This is a genomic window from Bartonella sp. ML70XJBT.G (assembly GCF_028618575.1).
Taxonomy (GTDB): Bacteria; Pseudomonadota; Alphaproteobacteria; order Rhizobiales; family Rhizobiaceae; genus Bartonella.
The window spans coordinates 1-22,144 of sequence record NZ_JAQITA010000007.1; the positions used below are offsets into that span (position 1 = coordinate 1).

The 22,144-nt window shown below is 36.9% G+C and carries 19 protein-coding genes and 1 tRNA gene; 6 read left to right on the forward strand and 14 right to left on the reverse strand.

Going from position 1 to position 22,144, the window contains the following annotated elements; translation table 11 throughout:
- Positions 1–23: 23 nt before the first annotated feature.
- Positions 24–251 carry a hypothetical protein gene (locus tag PVV64_RS04340; protein WP_273759911.1) on the forward strand — a complete coding sequence of 76 codons (228 nt, stop codon included), beginning with the start codon at positions 24–26 and terminating at the stop codon, positions 249–251.
- A 116-nt stretch (positions 252–367) separates the two neighbouring features.
- The gene (locus PVV64_RS04350; protein ID WP_273759913.1) at positions 368–595 is read left to right on the forward strand and encodes a hypothetical protein; all 228 of its coding nucleotides are present in this window, start codon (positions 368–370) and stop codon (positions 593–595) included.
- 151 nt (positions 596–746) lie between these two features.
- Here PVV64_RS04350 and PVV64_RS04355 read toward each other — a convergent pair.
- The 4 genes from PVV64_RS04355 to PVV64_RS04370 all read right to left on the reverse strand — a co-directional run bounded on the left by PVV64_RS04355 (position 747) and on the right by PVV64_RS04370 (position 4,016).
- Positions 747–822: transfer RNA gene (locus PVV64_RS04355), tRNA-Thr, on the reverse strand.
- A gap of 209 nt (positions 823–1,031) precedes the next feature.
- Positions 1,032–2,390 (reverse strand): acetyl-CoA carboxylase biotin carboxylase subunit, encoded by a 1,359-nt coding sequence (gene accC, locus PVV64_RS04360; RefSeq protein ID WP_273759914.1) that lies wholly within the window; start codon positions 2,388–2,390, stop codon positions 1,032–1,034.
- 14 nt (positions 2,391–2,404) lie between these two features.
- Positions 2,405–2,893 carry an acetyl-CoA carboxylase biotin carboxyl carrier protein gene (accB, locus tag PVV64_RS04365; protein WP_273759915.1) on the reverse strand — a complete coding sequence of 163 codons (489 nt, stop codon included), beginning with the start codon at positions 2,891–2,893 and terminating at the stop codon, positions 2,405–2,407.
- A gap of 250 nt (positions 2,894–3,143) precedes the next feature.
- Complete coding sequence (locus tag PVV64_RS04370) at positions 3,144–4,016, reverse strand: DsbA family protein (protein ID WP_273759916.1); 873 nt, start codon at positions 4,014–4,016, stop codon at positions 3,144–3,146.
- A 332-nt stretch (positions 4,017–4,348) separates the two neighbouring features.
- On the opposite strand from PVV64_RS04370, the gene glpD reads away from it, so the two are divergent.
- The 3 genes from glpD to cobT all read left to right on the forward strand — a co-directional run bounded on the left by glpD (position 4,349) and on the right by cobT (position 8,954).
- The gene (gene glpD / locus PVV64_RS04375) at positions 4,349–5,863 is read left to right on the forward strand and encodes a glycerol-3-phosphate dehydrogenase (RefSeq protein ID WP_273759917.1); all 1,515 of its coding nucleotides are present in this window, start codon (positions 4,349–4,351) and stop codon (positions 5,861–5,863) included.
- A 708-nt stretch (positions 5,864–6,571) separates the two neighbouring features.
- Positions 6,572–7,555: a tRNA dihydrouridine(20/20a) synthase DusA gene (gene dusA, locus PVV64_RS04380; RefSeq protein ID WP_273759918.1), complete on the forward strand. Its 984-nt coding sequence runs from the start codon at positions 6,572–6,574 to the stop codon at positions 7,553–7,555.
- A gap of 391 nt (positions 7,556–7,946) precedes the next feature.
- Positions 7,947–8,954, forward strand: coding sequence for a nicotinate-nucleotide--dimethylbenzimidazole phosphoribosyltransferase (gene cobT / locus PVV64_RS04385; RefSeq protein ID WP_273759919.1), 1,008 nt, complete (start codon positions 7,947–7,949; stop codon positions 8,952–8,954).
- A gap of 27 nt (positions 8,955–8,981) precedes the next feature.
- Here the strand turns inward: cobT and PVV64_RS04390 are convergent, their stop codons facing one another.
- The 6 genes from PVV64_RS04390 to topA all read right to left on the reverse strand — a co-directional run bounded on the left by PVV64_RS04390 (position 8,982) and on the right by topA (position 17,649).
- The gene (locus PVV64_RS04390) at positions 8,982–9,473 is read right to left on the reverse strand and encodes an Lrp/AsnC family transcriptional regulator (RefSeq protein ID WP_273759920.1); all 492 of its coding nucleotides are present in this window, start codon (positions 9,471–9,473) and stop codon (positions 8,982–8,984) included.
- A gap of 21 nt (positions 9,474–9,494) precedes the next feature.
- Complete coding sequence (locus PVV64_RS04395; protein WP_273759921.1) at positions 9,495–10,130, reverse strand: uracil-DNA glycosylase family protein; 636 nt, start codon at positions 10,128–10,130, stop codon at positions 9,495–9,497.
- 30 nt (positions 10,131–10,160) lie between these two features.
- Positions 10,161–10,715 carry a thermonuclease family protein gene (locus tag PVV64_RS04400; protein WP_273759922.1) on the reverse strand — a complete coding sequence of 185 codons (555 nt, stop codon included), beginning with the start codon at positions 10,713–10,715 and terminating at the stop codon, positions 10,161–10,163.
- Between the two features lie 362 nt (positions 10,716–11,077).
- Entirely contained in the window at positions 11,078–11,245 is a 168-nt protein-coding gene (gene rpmG / locus PVV64_RS04405; RefSeq protein ID WP_004864083.1) for a 50S ribosomal protein L33, read from the reverse strand.
- A gap of 1,523 nt (positions 11,246–12,768) precedes the next feature.
- Entirely contained in the window at positions 12,769–15,057 is a 2,289-nt protein-coding gene (rnr, locus tag PVV64_RS04410) for a ribonuclease R (RefSeq protein ID WP_273759923.1), read from the reverse strand.
- A 3-nt stretch (positions 15,058–15,060) separates the two neighbouring features.
- On the reverse strand, positions 15,061–17,649 hold the full coding sequence (gene topA, locus PVV64_RS04415; RefSeq protein ID WP_273759924.1) for a type I DNA topoisomerase: 2,589 nt from the start codon (positions 17,647–17,649) through the stop codon (positions 15,061–15,063).
- Between the two features lie 263 nt (positions 17,650–17,912).
- Between topA and PVV64_RS04420 the strand changes: the two genes are divergently transcribed.
- A complete protein-coding gene (locus PVV64_RS04420) occupies positions 17,913–18,119 on the forward strand; it encodes a hypothetical protein (RefSeq protein WP_273720394.1) in 207 nt (68 codons plus the stop codon).
- Here PVV64_RS04420 and dprA read toward each other — a convergent pair.
- From dprA to PVV64_RS04440, 4 genes are read right to left on the reverse strand one after another with little or no spacing between them, the layout of a single operon-like run.
- Positions 18,049–19,287 (reverse strand): DNA-processing protein DprA, encoded by a 1,239-nt coding sequence (gene dprA / locus PVV64_RS04425; RefSeq protein ID WP_273759925.1) that lies wholly within the window; start codon positions 19,285–19,287, stop codon positions 18,049–18,051. The genes PVV64_RS04420 and dprA overlap by 71 nt on opposite strands.
- On the reverse strand, positions 19,244–19,876 hold the full coding sequence (gene plsY / locus PVV64_RS04430; RefSeq protein ID WP_273759926.1) for a glycerol-3-phosphate 1-O-acyltransferase PlsY: 633 nt from the start codon (positions 19,874–19,876) through the stop codon (positions 19,244–19,246). The genes dprA and plsY overlap by 44 nt, the downstream gene beginning before the upstream one ends.
- Positions 19,877–19,887: 11 nt before the next feature.
- Positions 19,888–21,189, reverse strand: a complete 1,302-nt coding sequence (locus PVV64_RS04435) for a dihydroorotase (protein WP_273759927.1) — start codon at positions 21,187–21,189, stop codon at positions 19,888–19,890.
- Positions 21,186–22,142: an aspartate carbamoyltransferase catalytic subunit gene (locus tag PVV64_RS04440; RefSeq protein ID WP_273759928.1), complete on the reverse strand. Its 957-nt coding sequence runs from the start codon at positions 22,140–22,142 to the stop codon at positions 21,186–21,188. The genes PVV64_RS04435 and PVV64_RS04440 overlap by 4 nt, the downstream gene beginning before the upstream one ends.
- Positions 22,143–22,144: the final 2 nt, after the last annotated feature.

The following is a 22,144-nucleotide window of genomic DNA, read 5'->3' on the forward strand; positions in this document are numbered from 1 at the left end:
AAGCGCTTTAAGGAACAGCGCTTGTGATTTATTGGTTGAAAAGAAATCTGTCTCTTCTGTTAACGGCTATAGCCGTTTTTTTTATCGCTTTGGCGAAAGCCTTTCATGTTGGCAAGCAAAGCGAGCGTCACAAGCAGGTAGAGACAGCCTTAAAGAGAGCGAGAACACGTCTTGAGGTTGAAAATGAAGTTAATCAAAAAAGTGATTCTGGTGTGCGTGCTGCTCTGTCTCGTTGGGTGCGCAGCAAATAGGTCTGTTTCTTGTGTTGGTTGGTTGCCCATTTATTTGGATAAACAAGATGTTCAGGTCATCAGTCCCAATCTAGCAAGAGATATTTTAAAGCATAATCAACAGGGAGCGCAGGTATGTGGTTGGAAAGATGTCCAAGAAAACAAATAACACAAAACAACTGACAGAAACGGAACAACAGCTCCTTCATGAGATGATAGAGACGTACCAAGGCATAAAGATGATGTCACGTATTATGAAGTGGATTGCCCTTATTGTCTTCATGTTTGTAATCGATTTAGCTCGTTTTATGGAGGCGCTAGAAAATAGTCTCTCCCACGTGAAAAAATGGCTCACGAAGAGTTAGAGAAATAGCAAAAAAAGACCTCGGAAAGGAGTTCTGATTCGCAATAATTGAGAGGTACATTGAGAATCCTATTCCCTCGTTTTTATTGTAGCCCCCCTCACTTCAAAAGATACGAGCAAAAGCAACAACTTATTTGTACCATAAAATGCAATGGTGCCCCCAGAGAGACTCGAACTCCCGACCCCCTGATTACAAATCAGGTGCTCTACCAACTGAGCTATAAGGGCATAACCATGTAAGGAGGTAGCACAAACTCACAAAAAGGAAAATAGAAAATTATCAATTTTACTGCATATTTTAAAAACTTTTATCATAAATTATAAAATAATCAGTTCCTTTATTTTCTCACGACCCTTTACAACGATGTTGGATGTTATTTCCATATATGAGACTTCCTAGGGAAGTAGTGATAAGAGTTTATCCTTTTGTTATCAGATTATGAATCCGGAGAAGTCAACTGCTTAGAAAGATATTTTTCTAGCCAATGAATATTATAATTACCATCTGCAACATCTTGATTGTTAATGAGGTCGCGAAAGAGAGGTAATGTTGTTTTGATTCCATCGACCACAAATTCATCTAAAGCACGTCGTAAACGCATCATGCATTCTAAACGGGTTCGTCCATGAACAATTAGTTTTCCAATCATGCTATCATAATAAGGAGGTATTCGATAACCTGAATAAGCACCTGAATCAACGCGAATTCCTAAACCTCCAGGGGTATGAAAATGTGTAATCGTTCCTGGTGATGGTGTAAAGGTAAGGGGATCTTCCGCATTAATACGACATTCAATAGCATGACCAGAGAAGCTAATATCTTCTTGTGTAACTGAAAGTTTGTTGCCTGATGCAATATGAATTTGTTCATGAACTAAATCTATGCCTGTAATGGCCTCAGTTACAGGATGTTCAACTTGTAAACGCGTATTCATTTCAATAAAGTAGAATTCGCCATTCTCATAAAGAAACTCAACGGTACCTGCTCCGCGATATTCAAGTTGTGCACAAGCATTTGCTACAATGTCACCAATTTTTTTTCGTTCTATTTCATTCAGTGCAGGCGAAGTCGCTTCTTCCCATATTTTTTGATGACGCCGTTGAAGTGAACAATCGCGCTCTCCTAAATGAACAGCATTTCCTGCACCATCACCTATAATTTGAATTTCAATATGACGAGGCTTTTCCAAGTATTTTTCAATATAAACTGCATCATTACCAAAAGCCGCTTCTGCTTCCGAACGAGTTGTTTTGAGAGCTATAGCAAATTCTTGTTCTGAATGAACAACTTTCATACCGCGTCCACCACCACCAGCAGAAGCCTTAATAATAACCGGATAACCAATTTCATTCGCAATGCGCAGAGCATCCGCTTCTTCGCTGACAGCTCCATCTGAGCCAGGAACTACAGGAATTCCAAGTTTTTTAGCGGTTTTCTTTGCTTCGATTTTGTCACCCATGATTCGAATATGCGCAGCGGTTGGGCCAATAAATGTGATATGATGAGCTTCTAAAACATCAGCAAATTTTGCATTCTCAGAAAGAAAACCATAGCCAGGGTGGACAGCATCAGCTCCTGTAATCTCGCACGCAGCAATAATTTGATGAATACTCAAATAAGAATCACGCGCTGGGGGAGGACCTATACAAACACTTTCATCAGCAAGACGAACATGCATTGCATCAGCATCAGCAGTGGAATGAACAGCTACGGTTTTGATACCTAGTTCCTTGCAAGCCCGTAAAACGCGAAGAGCAATTTCTCCTCGATTAGCAATGAGGATTTTTCGAATCATAGTTGCCTCTCGCTTTATTCAACAACAATAAGTGGTTCGCCAAACTCAACGGGTTGGCCATCTTTTACAAGAATACTGGTCACCGTGCCTGAGCGTGGTGATGGAATTTGATTCATCGTTTTCATTGCCTCAATGATAAGTAATGTTTGCCCCTCAGAAACATTCTGTCCTACTTCCACAAAAGGTTGAGCTCCTGGCGAAGGCGCAAGATAGGCTGTTCCAACCATTGGAGATGTTACTGCATCTTTAGATTTATCTTCTTTTATAGGAGTGGTAGATATCGGAATAGGAGGCGAAGTTACAGAAACTGTAGGGGAAACAGGGGCATAAATTGTTTGTTCAGGTGGTGTTGAAATATTATGGCGTGAGACACAAATACGAAGTCCACCCTGTTCGAGCTCAATGTTCGTTAAATTTGTATCATTTAAAATTTCAGCAAGGTCGCGAATAATTTTTGTATCAATTGCGGTATGTTTTGCCGCGCCTATCTTTTTTGTTGCCATTTTATTTCTAACTCCTTGATCAATGAAGATCGCCAATTATTTAATTGCTTATGACTGAATATCTCTAGACTACGGATGACCTTTTGAGGGCTTTTAAAAACTATCTACTTTTTTAGAATTACATTTTGTCATCTTAAACCGGTATTTGCTACGCGAAGTTGCATTTATAAGTCTGTTATCCAAAAAAAAAGCATAAAATCATTTCATTGACAGTATTCTATATAAAAGTGTCGAGGTAGAGAAACGATATTTACGGTATATTTTTTATGGCTTCTTTTAACATATCTTGGCTTACGGCTCCGATAAATACTTTATCACCAATGATATAAGAAGGCGTACCTGTAATATTGAGCTGAGAGGCAATTTGAATATTTTCTTTAAAAGGATTTTTAAGATTAGGATCTTTTATTGCATCGCGCAATTTTTTTTCATCTGCTCCTAACGAAACTGCTATTTTTATGGCTTTAGCTTCATTTGCACGACTCTCACTGGTTAAAAGTGCTTTATGAAACTGAGGATATTTTTCTGGAAATTGTTTCCGAAAAGCATGGGCAACAGTGTGTGCTGCCATAGAATCAGATCCTAAAATAGGCAAATCTTTAATGACGACTCGTAAATCTGGGTATTCTTTTATTAAGTTTTCTATGTATGAATAGGACATCTTACAATATCCACAATTGTAATCAAAAAAATCAATCAGCACTCTTTTACCATTTGGATTTCCCAAAATAGCATCATGAGGGGAGTGAAAAATTTCTTTTTTTAAAAAGTTAATGATTGAAGCTTGTGTTTGTGCGTCTTGCGCGCTTTTCTTTTCCAGCTTTTCTTGGAGAATGAGCTGCATTTCAATCATAATTTCTGGATGCGTGAGTAAGTAATCCCTTACAATTTTTTGAATATCATGATTATCAATCTGTGGTGTAATTTTTTCTTTGAGTTTAGATAAAAAAGAAGGATCTTCTAGAAGTTGTGTTTTAAGTTTTTCTGCGCTTAAATAATTTGCTGTTTTATTGCTGGATGTTGCATTTGATAGAGAAGATGAAAAGGTTAAAAGGCCCAACAGGATTATTGCTAAAAGTCTAGCAATGAACGTTGTCTTTGAATGTTGAGACTGATGGATCATTTATATACGCCTTCATATTTCTATTATAATACTTAAAGTCAAAGTCTGTGAAAACTCTTGCTTATATGCAATATAAGCCCCCAACTATAGCATATATCTAGTAGGTTGCAGAAAAAACATCAACTTTTTTCTCTAAGAAGATTTCATATGATGCACATTTACGATGATTATGTTCTTTAAAGATTGAAATTTCCTTTCTTTTTATCTGGGTTCATTTATGATGATGTCTAAAATATTTATACATGTTTCTTATGAAAAAAAGCACGTTGATAATCCTATGAAGAGCATTTTACTCGTACTTTAATTCAGTACAGTAGAATGAATTAAAGTGAATGATGAAAAGTAAAATTATGAAAACCATGATGCATTATGATTTGTTTATCATTGGTGGAGGAATAAACGGGTGTGGGCTGGCAAGAGATGCAGCTGGACGCGGGTTTAAAGTGGGATTAGCGGAGATGAATGATCTTGCTTCGGGAACCTCAAGTGCATCGACAAAGCTTATTCATGGTGGCCTTCGTTATCTTGAACATTATGAGTTTAGACTGGTTCGTGAAGCGTTAAAAGAACGAGAAGTTATCTGGCATATGGCTCCACATATTGTGCGTCCTTTACGCTTTCTTCTCCCCTATCATGAAGAATTGCGTCCTGCTTGGATGTTGCGTTTGGGACTCTTCATTTATGATTATTTGGGAAACTGGAATCAAAAATTATGGCGCAGTAAAACGGTTCATTTTTCAAAAGATTTTCCTGCTACACTTAAGGAAAAATATCGTAAAGGCTTTGAATATTCTGATGCAAGAGTAGACGATGCGCGTTTGGTCATTACTAATGCTCGTGATGCTGAGAAGCACGGAGCCGATATCAAAGTACGCACAGAAGTTCTTTCTTTAAAGAGAGAAGGAAAAAAATGGCTGATCATTCTTCGAAATAAATTAACTGGTAAAGAATATTGTGTGACAGCTTCTTATATTGCAAATATGGCAGGTCCTTGGATTAATCATATTCTGACAAATGTATTAGACTATAAAGAAAGTCCTCCCGTACGGCTTGTTAGGGGGTCTCATATTCTGATTCCTAAGCTTTATGCCCATGATCGTGCTTATATCTTTCAAAACGGTGATGGACGTATTCTCTTTTCTATTCCATATCAAGAAGAGTTTACATTGCTTGGAACAACAGATTGTGATTATCAGGGTGATCCTGCTCATGTTCATATTACAGATGCAGAGATTGATTATATCTGTGCAGCGGCGAGTGAATATTTTATTCAACCCATATTGCGTGAGAATATTGTTTGGACCTATTCTGGTGTTCGTCCACTCTATGATGATGGCGCTTCAAAGGCACAAGAAATTACACGTGATTATGTTTTAAAAGAAATGGGTACAGAAAATGTGCCACGGATTCTTAATCTTTATGGTGGTAAGATTACAACTTATCGCAAATTGGCTGAAGATGCGATGAAATTTGTTGAAAAAGCTCTTGGGACAAAGGGAGCAGCGTGGACAAAAAATTCAACGCTTCCAGGGGGTGATTTTCCCTATGATAGCTTAAAGGCAATTGAAAAGAAAATCGCTCTTTTGTTTCCAGGCTTAGATGCTTTTACATATCGTAGACTTGCACGTTCTTATGGTTCAGAAGCATTGGTGATATTTGCAAATGGCAAAGCAGATAAAGGAAAAAATTTTGGACATGGACTCTATGAAATAGAAGTCAAATGGTTAATGGAAAAGGAATGGGCAAAAACATCTGAAGATGTGTTGTGGCGCCGTTCAAAACTTGGACTTTTATTTAATGAGAAAGAGATTCAGATTCTTTCTACTTATATGCAAAGCCAAAAATGAATTTAACAAAATTTAATAATAATTTCAATTTGTTAAAAAGTTTATTTATAGTGTTTTATAGATTCTCCTTAAGGTTTGTATATAAAAAATGTTTGTGCATATTAAAAATATAAAATAATGAAATTAAATGAGATATTCAGAGGCAAAGTTTGCCTGTAGATTCTATGAAATGAAGTACATTCATTAAAGAGGAATTGATCTGATTAAGTGTATGGGGAAGAGGTATTTTATCTCTTGGGCGATGGAGAAGATTGGGTATTATGTATGCTATTTATGATGCCATAAATGGAAAAATCTTATAAAAAAAAGGCATAATGATACATTCTATAATATTTTCATTTATCATTCATTAATTTTCAAATAGCTGACAGATTATACTAGATAATGTCCGTATAATCCTTAAAAAAAGCCTATGCGTGGTAAGGAGAACCGTTCAAATCAATTTTTATTATAATTTTATATTTTATAACATTTGTTGCATGGACATAATATCTGAAATGCTTTTTTAAAAAAGCAGTATATTATGTTCCTTTTTTATATTTGTTTTGGCCAAACTTTTAGATCAGTTATAAAAAGTAATAAGATAGAGGATGTGTTTCTCTCTTTTTATGTCTCGGTAGAGAGAATAAAATTTCTATGTAGTAGGAAAAAATGGCAATTTTATCTTATGATGACAAGCACTTAGTGAAGAAGAGAGAGTAGTTGCTTATGATATTTTATGGTCCTCCTTCATCAGTAAAATTTGCTGTAGCACCCATGTTGAGTTGGACAGATCAGCATTGCAGATTTTTTTATCGCCTTTTAACAAAAAAAGCTCTTCTTTATACTGAAATGATTGTAGCGGATGCTGTTATTCATGGTGCTCGCAAACAAATATTGGCTTTGAATCATGAAGAACATCCCGTTGCCTTGCAATTAGGAGGAGCAGATCCAAAAAAATTGGCACAAGCTGCACGAATTGCTGAAGAATTTGGTTATGACGAAATAAATCTCAATGTTGGTTGTCCCTCAAATCGCGTTCAATCCGGTGTATTTGGTGCTTGTTTGATGTTGCATCCTGATGTTGTAGCAAATGCTGTGGAAGCAATGAAACAAGTGGTTACGATACCTGTCACTATCAAATGTCGCGTTGGTGTGGATGAGCAAGATGAAGAATTCGCTTTAGATGTTTTAGCCAATCAAGTTTGGAATGCTGGATGTGATGCTCTCTGGATACATGCACGCAAAGCATGGTTACAAGGATTAAGCCCGAAAGAAAATCGCAATATTCCCCCACTCAATTATGAACGAGTTTACAAACTGAAACATAAGTATCCAAATAAATTCATTGGAATAAATGGGGGAATTAAATCTATTTCTGAAATTAAAGAGCATTTAACTTTGTGTGATGCAACTATGGTTGGACGACAAGTCTATCATGATCCAGCTTTATTAAAACAGGTTGATTTTGAAATATATGGCGAACTGCACAGCGATCTGAGTGATAGTGATCTGATTGAAGCTATGTGTGATTATGCTGCTCGACATATCGCATTAGGAGGACGACTTTCTCATGTGACACGTCATATGATTGGTTTGTTTCATGGTAGGGATGGAGCACGTCGATGGCGACAAATATTATCCAATGATGCAACAAAAAATGATGCGGGCATCCATGTTTTGAAAGAAGCTTTTTCTGCCCTCACTTCATAACAGTTTACAGATGAGTTTATGTTAACACTCGTTTCTCTTAAAGTTTTCCTGTGTCCTGAAGGTTTTTGAAAGTTCAGATTATGCATTTTAGAAAGCTATCATCCTTATATAGAGAGGATGTTGCACGCTAAATAATCTATTCGATACATGTGTCTTCGTATGGAAATAGCTTAAGACTATAATATAAAAATATACAGTAACATATTGATAATATTTTATAATCTATTATTTTAATGAGCCTTCAGTTTGTGAGCAAATTAAGCGGTAAATAATTTTGCAAATCATCTTTAATATTTTTAAAACACTGCTTTTAAAAAACCAATAAATTATTCATATCCTGTATATATGACGAGATTCCCATAAAATATTGTCAATTTGAAAAGGTATCTTCATGACTGTTAGTCCATTTGATGATTTTCGTGCTTTACTCACAAATTTACCTAGTGCTGATGCGTTTTCTATAACTTTGGCAAAAAAACGGCAAAACAAATTAACAAACTCTCAAGGAACTCTAGGGAAATTGGGAGATATTGCCGTTTGGTATGCAGGATGGAGAGGAACAGAAAAGCCTATGATAAAACGGCCTCTCGTTGCTATTTTTTCTGGAAATCATGGTGTTACGGAGGAAAATATTACTCCATTACCGCAATCTATGACACAAAAGAGGGTACAAAATTTTGCAACGGGTGGTGCTGCTATTAATCAAATTTGCATCGCTTATGATCTTGGTTTGAAGATATTTGATTTAGCACTGGAATATCCGACAATGAATATTGCCAAAGATGCTGCAATGGATGAGCGTAGTGCAGCTGCGACAATGGCATTTGGAATGGAATCCATTGCTGGTGGAACAGATCTTTTATGTATAGGTGAAATGGGTATTGGCAATACAACAATAGCTTCAGCTTTATGTTTAGCATTATTTGGTGGAGATGTTGAGGAATGGACAGAAAGTGCTATGGGATCGGATGGAGAGTTTTATCAGCGTAAAATAGCGACGCTCAAGACAGCGATCTCTTTACATAAAGATCATTTTCATGATCCTTTTGAAATAATGCGTCGATTAGGAGGACGTGAAATCGCTGCTATGGTTGGAGCTATTTTGGCTGCAAGAATGGAAAAAATTCCGGTTATTTTAGATGGTTTTGTAGCGACAGCAGCTGCAGCAATCCTTTATAAAATGCATCCGAGTGCTCTTGACCATACTCTTGTGGGACATATTTCTTCTGAAGTGATGCATCATAAACTTTTAGAAAAAATTGGCAAAGAACCCCTTCTAGATTTGAAAATGCGCCTTGGCGAAGGGACAGGTGCAGCTATGGCAGCAGGCATCGTCAAGGCTGCTGTTCTGACACATACACAAATGGCGTTTTTTGAAAAAGAGAATTTAACCGCCTGAGGGATGATTATGTATTTACACAAGCCTTTAAGAATCTTGTTCACTGGTCTTTTCTTGTAATTTTATGTAATTGAGTGGAAGTTCTGTGGTATATTTAATCTGTTCCATGGCGAAAGAAGAGGAAACATCACGGATATCAATTTGAGCAATTAATTTTTTATAAAAAAGATCATAAGCTTCAATATTGGGAACAACAACACGTAATAAATAGTCAATATCCCCACTCATCCGATAAAATTCAATGACTTCACGAAATTCCTGTACAATTTTTGAAAAACGCTTAAACCATTCATGGCTATGAGTGTTTGTACGAATAGAAACAAAAACAGTAACATGAGCATTTACTTTTTCTGGAGAAAGGACAGCAACACGACGCTGGATAACACCATCCTCTTCAAGTTTCTGAATCCTGCGCCAGCAAGGTGTGGTTGAAAGTCCAACTCTTTTGGCAATATCAGCAACAGAGAGCGTCGCATTTTCTTGCAAAAGATGGAGGATTTTTCGATCAAGACGATCCATATTTTTTTCTCGATATTCAGTTTATAAAAATTTACGCACCAAGCTACGCAAATACACAACAAGCTCATCATTAAACCATGGATTTTTTTGTAACCAAGAAGTGTTTCTCCATGAAGGATGAGGTAAAGGCATAACATTATAGCCTCGTGGTTGACGTATGGAAAGAATATTTCTCCAATCATTGACGGTTGCTGAAACAGTTTTATGCTTTAATTCTGTAATATGCCACTTTTGTGCATAACTTCCAATAGCAATTACAAGCTTTATTTGTGGCATCGCTTGAAATATTTTCTCATGCCATATCTCACGACATTCACGTCTTGGTGGCAAATCAGAGTTATTTTTATCGTAACCTGGAAAACAAAATCCCATAGGAACAATAGCGAAGAGAGATCTATTATAAAACTCTTCTTTCGAGACATTCAGCCAATAACGTAATCTTTCACCAGAGCGATCATTAAAAGGGATAGAAGTTTCATGGACACGCAACCCAGGTGCTTGACCTGCGATTGCAATTAAAGCCCTATCGGATAAATAAACAACGGGATTTGGTTCATGAGGAAGAGGAGGGAGATAACATGGTTGTTGCGTACAAATACGACAAGAATAAATTTGCTTTTCAAGTTTGATAATTTGGTTACAATGTTGTTGCTTCATGGGCAAATAGGGAATTGAAAAGTATTTTTCTTATTCTGTTCGTGGATGTGCTTTTCGCCATTCTCTCGGTCGTTGAAAATTGAACTGCCATATTCCTTTTTTTTTCTTTTTAGCTTCCTGCTCTTCTTTAGGGTAATCATAATAACTTACAGCCCAGCCATTCCGTACAAGCGTTGCATTGATATTGCTGCCTTGTTTTGTTTTGCATGTTGCAAGAATACGGCGGTATTTATCTTTTTTATGCCAATAACATCTAACGGGTTGATTGGCTATAAGTCGTTCTAAATACTTTTTTGCTTCAAGTCCACATGGATAATGTGCTTCCTTTTTACCGCAAAATTGGTGGAGTTCAGGGGCGTCAATTCCTGCAAGCCGAATCATGATAGAAGAAATCATGATTGAGTCGCCATCAATAACAAATGCTTGACCTTCAATAGACGTTTTTGAAGAAAAATTGTCTTTTTGAGGAAGCACTTGAATGTATTTAAAATAAATTGTTATAATGAGCACAGCAATAAAAATATTAAAAACAATAATTTTGAACTTAATGTTTTTTTGATCAAAAGAGAAAAACTTTTTTTTCATGAAATTCAAGAAACTGCTATTATAACATGTTTTATTGAGTGAGAATTTCCTATAAGTTCTGCGCGAATTTCCATTTTCTTGATAAAAATATCACTCTATTCTGATGGAAATATTTTGTTATCGTCATGCATTTTATATCTTGATTACATATCAAAATAGACCAAAGATAATACCATGATAAGATATTATTATAGTGCAGATAGGCAATCAAAAAATAAATCAACCCATTCCGTAAAAATGCATAGTTTACAGATAGATTTCTTTCTTTAATTAAAAAACAAAAAACACTCTCCAAAAATAATTTTGAAGAGCAAAAAATACTTTTAGGGTTTAGAAATTATCAGTTAAACAATATAACCCACTTATTTAATTTTTGTTTCTTTAAATTCGACGTGCTTTTTTACAACTGGATCATATTTACGTTTGCTCATTTTATCTGTCATTGTACGACTGTTTTTCTTCGTCACATAGAAAAAACCAGTATCTGCAGTTGATAAAAGCTTGATCTTAATGGTTGCTGCCTTAGCCATAGTTTAAGATTCCTATTTATATTATATCGAAAAACAATATTGCCTTATTCTTAAAATCTATTTTTCCTATAATCAGATTTTTCAGCAACACTACGGATGTTCTAAAAAAAGTCAAGAGCTGATTAATTTTCTGATAAGTTGTACAAACACTAAAATTAACTATAAACCCAAAAAACCAATTGATAGCTACTGAAAAACCAAAGAGGAGGAACGATATCCATAGTTTGACTGATAAGACTGGTCCCATAAATATATCATAATAAAAATCTAAGCAAAGTGAACGTGAAGCTTGTTCATGTCCTTTTAAAAGCCTACCAAGATGTGCGCGTTCTATTGTGTCTAGAGCGGCAGATAAACTTCAAAAGAGAAAGAGGGCGAATATCAAAAGCCATTGGTGTTTTGTTATCCGTAGTATTATAAAAGCTCCCCCAAAATCTAAGACGGCACTGCCTAGGATAACTTCGATCTTTTGCATAATCGCTTATAATACCGTCTAGATTAACAGGAAAATATTACCAAGTGCGCGCGTTGCCATAAAGTGTGCAACCTCTTTTTCGCTATATCCTATAGATAAATTAAAGAGTCTTATAAGAATCCACCTATTTGGACAGCTCGGTAAATAAGGACTGCCATCACTGATGCTTGGGAACATGAAAAAGATAGAGAGTGTGTTACCTCAGCTGATTCCTTTAAACTTTAGGATTTATTTCCATGCTATGAGAATTGGTATAAAAATACAATAAGAATACAGCCCGTCATAAAAGATGTTCCCCCCTGTGCTCCCACCTTTGCTAGCAGTTTAGGATTTCTTACAAATTTTACTATAATAGTATAAATGAAAATATTAAGGCATGCTTTTTAACTGAAGCACAACCGTTGTTTTAAAATTCTGATAGGATAAAAAGAATTGTTATCGTCAAATGTAATAATCTTAAAATAAATCAGATTCATATGTTGAAAAAATAGAATCCTAAAAACGCAAAGTTCCTATGATCATCTTTATCAAGATTGTTTGAAGAATACCTCGCTATCAGGTGATTCGAGTAGTAAAGATGGCCGCAAGAATTTTAGCAATTCTACCAATTATTTTGCTATAGTTGATGGCTCTCTTTAAAAGACCTTTTTTCTATCATGAGAAATAAAACAATTTATATTTCCAATGCTATCCAACAGTGCTACAGATTGTAATAGCTGCAACGATTGCACATAAAGAATTATTTATGAGGGTTCAAATTTTTTATCCTGTAGATGGCTTAATTATACCTTTAATTATGAAGCGTAAGAAAAAGCTAATTTGGAATAAAAAAATACAAACCTATTTTTTGTCAATTTTTCATTTATTTAATACAGAAAGTTCTTTCAAATTTTTATCTGAAGGTTATAGAGCGTTTCTTCTTTTTTAATGAGCAATATGCTGTTATTTTATCAATAATGTGTAATTTGAGGAAAATAAAATAACTATCAAATTTCTCTCACGAGTTTTTAAAATCTTTTAAATAAAAATGATAATAATTGGTTTTCATTTAGTTAAGATTTTTTCTTCTATAAAAAGCATGTCTTTGTTTTTTCGTTATAAGTTTGTTTTTATGGTAAGATCTCGATGAAAAAGCTATTGGACGAGGTTCTGTTAAGAGCTCAAAGCATAAAGCACCAGCAAAAGGCTGTACCGTTATAAGTTTTACCTCTACCATATCACTGAGTTGATAGCCTTTGTGACTGTGCTTTCCCACAAGAGTGTGTTGTACTTCATCAAAATAATAATAATCATTTTTAAGTGTCGTAATATGCACAAAACCATCTGTATTAAGTTTATCGAGTGAGATAAAAAGTCCAGCTTTTGTAACACCAGAAACACGACCTGTAAAAGTACAGCCTATTTTGTTGGTTAAATAATGTGCGACAAGTCGATCAACGGTTTCTCTTTCAGCTACCATTGCACGGCGTTCATATAAGGAAATTTGCGTGGCAATTTCCGCAAGATTTTGTTCTTGTGTTTTTGTTAATTGGTCATTGCCTAATTTTAGGGCTTTAATGAGTGCGCGGTGAATAATAAGATCAGCATAACGGCGAATGGGTGATGTAAAATGTGTATAGTTATGTAAGTTTAAACCAAAATGACCAATATTTTGAGGATTATATTCTGCTTGAGATTGTGTGCGTAAAATAACTTGATTGACCAACTCCTGTTGTTTTGTATCCATAACTTTTGCTAAAATATTATTAAGGCGTGCTGATGTAAGCTCTGCACCCCTAGAGAGTGATATTCCTAAACTTTGTAGAAAACTTCGTAGTATTTCTTGTTTTGCAAGAGAAGGTTTATCATGGATACGATAGATGAGGGGTTGGTGATGTTCTTTTAATGTTTCAGAAGCGGAAATATTTGCTTGTATCATGAATTCTTCAATCAAACGATGTGCTTCTAAATGGTGTTCACTGACAACATCTTTAATACATCCATTTTGATCAAGAATAATCTTTTTTTCTGCTATTTCTAATTCCAACGGTTGTCGACGATTCCGTGCGATTTTGAGGCACCTATAAGCGTCCCATAATGGTTGTAAAACATTCTCGAAAAAGGACGCAGTTTTTTTATTTATATTTCCCTCAATTGCTAATTGCACTTCTTGATAAGAAAACTTGGCGACTACACGCACCATAACACGGTGAAAACTGTGTTTTCGTTTGTTTCCATTTGCATCAAAAATCATCCGAACGGCCAAAGCTGGTCTTTCTTTTCCTTCACGTAGAGAACATAAATCATTAGAAATGCGTTCTGGCAGCATTGGCACAACACGATCAGGAAAATAAACAGAATTCCCTCGTTTTAATGCTTCTTTATCTAAAGGGCTTCCTGTTTTGATATAATAAGAAACATCTGCAATTGCGACGACAATAATCCATCCATCAACATTGGCAGGATCTTGATCTTTTGTTGCATAAACAGCATCATCATGGTCTTTTGCATCAAGTGGATCAATTGTAACAAGCGGTAATTGCCGCCAATCTTCACGATTTTCTCTGTTGGCAGGTTTGATATGTTTGACTTGCTCAAGCACATCTTTAGGAAAAATATAAGGAATGCCTTTTGAAAGAAGCGCAATCATTGAGAGTGTTTTTTCACTGTCAATATGCCCTAAAACACTCTTTATTTGTGCAGTTTTTAATCCATAACCGGTATTCTTTTTAATTTCAACTTCAACAAGGTTTCCTGCTTCTATCTTCATATTTGAAGTTATATCAGAGCCCTCAATAATGAGTTCGTCCGCTTTCCGCTCTATCGGATCAAGTCGCCAGTGGTTCTTTTTCAACTCTCGTACAATACCAAATATGCTCTTTGGTGACACCTCAACTTTACGAATAATTCGCCCTGTATAAGAGAATTTTTGAGATGTCTTCGTTCGAAAAATTTTTACAAGAATATGATCTCCAACCCCAATGCTTACCCCTTTTATGCGATGGGAAGAGTGTATTTCAATATTTGGTTTTTGATCATCTTCCCATTCAACAGGTTGCGCAATCAAACTGCCATCTTCATCGCGTCCACTAATTTTTACTAAAACAACTGGCGGCAATTTTCCTTTGTTTATTGCTCTTTTACGCTGTTTTGATATGAGGTTTTGATCTTTCAGTTCACGTAAAATAACTCTTAGCCAGATACGAGAATCGCCTTTTAAGTTAAAAGCTTTTGCGATTTCTCGTTTACTTGATTGGTCAGGATTCTCATTCATAAAGGAAAGGATTTCTGCTTTGCTGGGCAGCTTTTCCATATTGAATGATTGAAAATATTTTGTTTTTTTTTCGCCTTGAGCCAAAATTTATGTCTCTTTTCTTTTGGAAGGAGTTTTTTTTGTTGTTACCTTTTTACTGGTAGCCTTACCTGTTGTTTTTTTCTGAGATGCTTTAGCTGATATAAGTTCTAACGCTTCTGAAAGTGTTACACTAATTGGTTCTTTATCTTTTGGCAATGTTGCATTAATTTTGCCCCAATTAACATACGGACCATAACGTCCATTGCGTACGGTGACAGTTCCTCCATCAGGGTGTTCTCCTAATGTTGCGAGTGCTGCCGATGTTGTTCTGCTGCGTGTTGTTTTATTTTCTTGTTTTTCGGCCAATACTGTAACAGCACGATTGATGCCAATATCAAAAACGTCATCTGCATGAAGAAGGGGAGCAGACTTACCATCATGCGTAAGGTAGGGGCCATAGCGTCCGATAGTTGCTGTAATCATTTTGCCTGTTTCAGGATGGGTACCAATTTCACGGGGTAGGGATAGTAAAGCTAAAGCTTTATCAAGTGTGATATTTTCTGTCTGCCATTCTTTTGGTAGTCCTGCACGCTTGGCTTCTTTGTTTTCACCAAGTTGAATATAGGGACCAAAACGACCCTTGCGAAGAGAAATATCTTTTCCTGTTTGAGGATCGACACCAAGCATAACAGGTTCATCATTCCGAATGACTTCATTCTCTTCTCCAGTATCTGTGCCAAGTTGGCGTGTATATTTGCATTCGGGATAATTAGAGCAACCAACAAATGCACCATAACGCCCTAGCTTTAAGGATAATTCACCGTTTGCACAAAGGGGACAAGAACGAACATCACTTCCGTCTTCACGGACAGGAAAAGCAAGAGGAGCTAATGTCACGTTTAAAACATCAAGGACATTGGTTATACGGAGTTCTTTAATATTGCTAATAGACGCATTAAATCCATCCCAAAAATCGCGCATGACATCTTTCCAAGAAAGTTTTCCATCCGATATAAGGTCGAGTTTTTCCTCAAGGTCTGCTGTGAAACTATATTCTACATAGCGATTAAAGAAATTTTCAAGAAAGGCTGTAACGATACGTCCTTTAGCATCAGGAATAAGCTTTCGTTTATCAATGATAATATATCCGCGATCACATAATGTGGACAACGTAGAAGCATAGGTTGAAGGACGACCAATTCCCAGCTCTTCAAGCTTCTTAATTAAGGACGCTTCAGAATAACGGGGAGGTGGTTCTGTGCTATGTTGTATGGCTTCGACTTTTTCTTTTTCAAGTGCTTCACCAGTGTTTATTTGTGGCAAACGTGTTGTTTCATTTTCTTCACTGTTTTCTTCTTCCCGTTGATCCGTGTAAACAGAAATAAAGCCATCAAAACGAATAACAGAACCTGTTGCACGTAAATTGGCATGGTTTTCTCCTTGCTGTGCTTCAATTTCAACGGTTGTACGTTCAATTTCAGCAGAACACATTTGACTGGCAATAGCGCGCTTCCAGATTAACTCATAGAGCTTTGCCTGATCGCTATCGAGGAAACTTCGTACTTGATTGGGAGTACGTTGAAAATCTGTGGGGCGGATAGCTTCATGCGCTTCTTGTGCATTTTTGGCTTTTGTTGAATAAAAACGCGGTTTTTCAGGGACATAATCACTGCCAAAAGATTCATGAATGACTTTTCGTGCTGAATCAATGGCTTCTGGCGCTATTTGCACACCATCGGTACGCATATAGGTAATAAGCCCCGCCGTTTCACCATTAATTTCAACACCTTCGTAAAGTTTTTGAGCAATTTGCATAGTGCGAGAAGCTGAAAATCCTAATTTTGAAGAAGCAGCTTGCTGTAAAGTGGATGTTGTAAAGGGGGGAGCAGGATTTCTTTTTGTCGGCTTTGCTTCAACACTGAGGGTACGATATTTTGCTTTCTCCAACATAAGGCGAATTTGATCTGCTTGTTCTTCAGATTTAATATCAAGTTTGCCAATCTTCCTTTGATTAAACATTGTTAATCTTGCTTGAAAGCGATCATTTCTGATGGTCTTTAAGTCTGTTGTAAGAGACCAATAATCCTCTTTAAGAAAATGTTCTATTTCTGCTTCACGATCACAAATAATACGCAAGGCAACAGATTGAACACGACCAGCAGAGCGTGCACCGGGAAGTTTACGCCACAAAACAGGTGAGAGCGTAAAACCAACAAGATAATCAAGAGCACGACGTGCAAGATAAGCATCTACAAGAGATGTATCAATATCCCGTGGATTGTTCATCGCATCAAGCACAGACTTTTTGGTGATAGCATTGAAGACAACCCGTTTAACAGGTTTATCTTTTAAAACTTTTTTTTGACGAAGAACGTCCAAAATATGCCACGAAATAGCTTCTCCTTCTCTATCAGGGTCGGTTGCTAAGATGAGGCTATCAGCTTCTTTCACTGCTTTTGCTATTTCATTTAAACGTTTTGCTGCAGCAGAATCTATATCCCATTTCATAGAAAAATCTTGATCAGGCAGAACGGAACCATCCTTTGCAGGCAAATCACGAACATGTCCAAATGATGCTACGACCTTGTATTGAGATCCGAGATATTTATTAATTGTCTTTGCTTTTGCTGGCGATTCAACGATAACGATATTCATAATTTTACCTGAATGTTGAAATAAAAACTTTTCTATAATCCTCTTTCACGCGAATAGCTAATGGCAATTGGTGAAGAGCACATAAAAAAACATTTGTCATACAAAAAACATTAATATTGTACAACTTGTAATTGTTATTGTTAAAATACACCCTATATGGAATTGTAAGATTTATTTATACTGTTAATACAAAAACATATAGCAAAATACGAAGATAACATCTGTTGAGAAGTAGGAGGGAAAATGCTCAAGGATAGAGAATTATGTTTATAAATCATTTAAAAGTTATCCAATATATTACAGATATGTCCAAACAAATGAATCAGATGGCACGTCAAGCACACAGTCCACTTTTAGCATTACTTTTGGATATGGTTGCCAAAGAAGGGCAAAGCATTATTAATAGTGCTGAGGCTCTTGGGGAAGATCCAAACTCGACAATGACACATAACCACCAGCATGTCGAGTAAGCTTTCCAGCAAGCTCAAGCTCAACCAGCAAGAGGTAGAGATTTGGGAGTGCAACACCTGAATGGGTGCTGAGTGTATCTAAATCAATGGGTGTTGTGGAAAGAGCGGAGAGAACAGTGGCGCGTTCTTTATCATCTCCAAAGCAAGAGGGGTTGTCGTATTTTTCATGAGGTGTACTAAAATTGTCCTTTTCAAATTGTAGGGAGACTGTTTCCTCTTCTTCAAAAAAATTGAGTTGGGAATTTGGAGGAGGTACTATTAACGGTGTAAGCATTTCTATGATATCAGAGGGGTGCGTAGTGAGTTGAGCTCCGTCCTTGATGAGATTGTTTGTACCAACAGATCTTGGATCAAGTGGAGAGCCAGGAATGGCAAAAATCAATCGTCCCATTTCAGCGGCTTGACGTGCGGTAATTAAGGACCCTGATCGCAATGCTGCTTCCACCACCAAGAGACCAAGTGATAAACCTGCAATGATACGGTTTCTTCTGGGAAAATCAATAGCACGTGGCTTCCAAGCAAGGGGCATTTCACTGATGATTGCACCACCGTTAGCGATAATATCTTCGTAGAGTTTTTTGTTTTCAGGAGGATAAATGTGATCAATTCCACCAGCCATTACCGCAACTGTTCCTGTTAAGAGACTTGCCTGATGTACAATGCTATCAATTCCACGAGCGAGTCCAGAAATTGTTGTAAAGCCAGCATCTCCAAGAAAATGCGTAAATTGAGCAGCAAGTTTTTTTCCAGCCGCTGAGGCATTTCGAGATCCTACAATGCCAACAGAAGGTTTTTGAAAAATTGAAACATTCCCTTTTATGGCAATAAGAGGTGGTGAAGCTTCTGTCACCTTAAGAAAGGTTGGATAATCCGGTTCTCCTACACCGATAAAACGAATACCCAACCTTTCGGCTTCTTGCATTTCTTTTTCAGCTTCTTCTATTGTTGTTATGCGAATAGATGTAGAAAGACCACCTTTTCTACTGAGTTCAGGAAGTGCTGCGAGAGCATTTTCTGCTGTTTTATAATGATCAATGAGACTGCGAAAACTCACGGCTCCTATATTCTCACTACGCAATAATCGTAACCAATTTAGACGTTGACGATCAGTGAGCAGAATTCCTTTACTTATCTCCTTTTTGCGTACCAATCTTGCTTTCTTTCCCAATGAATAATCTACCGATATTTGCGTAATGTTTTATATATACAAATACGCTCATCGCTATCAGCATACAATAAAAATGAGAATCCGAAAAATAAAAAGCAAATATTGGAGTTATCACCACGGCCATAAGTGCAGATAAAGAAGAATAGCGTGTGAGTAGGAAAATCCCCATCCATACAACAATGAAAACAATTGCTGTTGGCCAGTAGACTCCTAAGCAAACACCAAGATAGGTTGCAACGCCTTTACCACCTTTAAATTTTAACCATATGGGAAAAAGATGTCCCAAAAAAGCAAAAAAACCAGCTAGAGAAATAATGAGACTATTTTCTGTTGGATCATTTAAATATTTTATAACAAGAATAACAACAGTTCCCTTCAACATATCGCAAAGAAGTGTCAGTGCGGCAATTTTTTTATTTCCTGTCCGTAGAACATTCGTAGCTCCAATATTTCCAGAACCAATTTTTCTTACATCACCAAGCCTAGCCAATCGTGTAAAAACTAGTCCAAAGGGGATCGAGCCAACGAGATAGGACATGAAAAAAATAAACCATGGAGTGAACTGGAAAAGTGTTTCACCTTCATTCATGAAAAATCTCATTAAATTTCCTGATTAAGTTTAAAGATTGATTGTCCCTTAACAAAGGTTTGGAGAACGCGCCCTTGAAAGCGTGCCTTTTCAAAAGGTGTATTTTTCGAGCGTGAATACAACCTTTCTGTAGAAACAACCCACGGTTCTTCAAGATCAACCAAAATAAGATCTGCATAAGCACCTTTTTTAAGTGTTCCTCCATGAAGTCCAAAGAGTTTAGCTGGTGCTGTCGATAAAAGTTCAGTGAGTCGTAGAAGAGATATCGTCTGATCATGATAAAGGCGTAAAGCCGCACTTAATAAAGTTTCCATACCAATGGCACCTGAAGATGCTTCACTAAATGGTAAATGTTTTGTATCAGCATGTTGAGGATCATGAGAAGAGACAATAATATCCACTGTCCTATCTTTTATTGCTTCAATCATTGCTATACGATCTTCTTCCGTACGCAGTGGAGGCATAAAACGGAAAGAAGTATGATAGTCACCAATATCATTTTCATTAAGAGATAAATGATGAATGGATACACCGGCTGTAATCTTCTCGCTGCGTTGTTTGCCTAAGCGAAGTGCATCGGCAGAGAGGGCTGTCGATATTTGGGCAGCGTGATAGCGTGTTTGTGTTAATGCTGCTAGTCGTAAATCTCTTTCGAGTGGGATAACTTCTGCTTCGCGAGGGATACCAGAGAGCCCTAGCCAACTGGCGAGCAGTCCTTCATTCATAACACCTTTTCCTGTAAGCTCCTTATCTTGTGTTTCATGCATCAAGAGAACATCGAGGTCGCGAGCATAAGTCATTGCACGTCGCATAACAGATGAACTTTGCAGTGTCTTTTTTCCTTCACTAAAAGCAATTGCTCCCGCATCTTTTAGCAAGCCAAATTCAGTTATTTCTTGTCCATTGAAACCTTGCGTAATCGCAGCAACGGGATAAATATTAACTGATGACATTTCCTGTGCTGTCCGCGTAATGAATTCAACAAGTGCTCTATTATCAATAATTGGATTTGTATCTGGCATCATAAGAAAGGAAGTAATGCCACCTGCTGCTGCTGCTTGACTTGCTGTGGCAATGGTTTCACGGTCTTCATTTCCTGGTTCCCCAACAAAAACACGCGCATCAACAAGTCCAGGAAGAATTGCTTTGTTTTGTGCATTAATAATTTCTGCATCATCAGGAACTCCTTGATTTAAGGCTTCCTTTCCAGCAACTGTAATCCGTCCATTTTCAATAATAACTGTACCCATTTCATCGATTGTGCGTGACGGATCAATAATACGAGCATTTTGAAAGACAATTGGCTTTGTCATTTTTTTTCTCCCCAATGCTGAAGACGTGAAGCCAATAAGGCTTCCATGACAGCCATACGCACAGCGATTCCCATTTCTACTTGTGTATGAATCATACTTTGTGGTCCATCTGCTATATCCGATGCGATTTCTATACCACGGTTTATTGGACCTGGATGGAGAATAATGCAATCGTTTTTAGCATAAACCAAATTTTCTTTATGCAAGCCGAAATAATGAAAATACTCACGAATCGAGGGAATAAACGAACCTGTCATACGTTCATGTTGTAAGCGAAGCATCATGATAACATCAGCATCTTTAAGGCCTTCTTTCATGGAGTTAAAAACCTCAACACTCATATCAGAAATTCCTGTAGGTAAGAGTGTGGAAGGAGCAACAACACGAACTCGCGCTCCCAAAGCATTGAGACTTAGGATATTGGAACGCGCAACACGTGAATGCAAGATATCTCCACAAATTGCAACCGTTAATCCTTCAATACGACCTTTTGTTCTTTTGATTGTCAAGGCATCTAAGAGAGCTTGGGTTGGATGTTCATGGGCACCATCACCTGCATTAATCACACAACAATCAACTTTTTGTGCTAACAAAGCAGCCGCTCCAGCACTACTATGGCGAATAACAAGTATATCTGGTTTCATTGCATTGAGAGTTGTGGCTGTATCAATCAATGTTTCCCCTTTTTTTACAGATGAATTACTGATAGCCATATTCATCACATTTGCTCCCAATCGTTTGCCGGCTAATTCGAAAGAGGATCGTGTTCGTGTGGAAGCTTCAAAGAAGAGATTAATTTGAGTCCGTCCATATAATAGAGATTTTGTTTTATCAATTTTTTCAGAAAGAGTAACATTTGTATCTGCACGATCAAGTAATGTAGACAGGTCTTGTATACTCAAACCTTTGATACCTAAAAGATGTTGATGGGGGAAAAAAATATTTTGAGTCATAG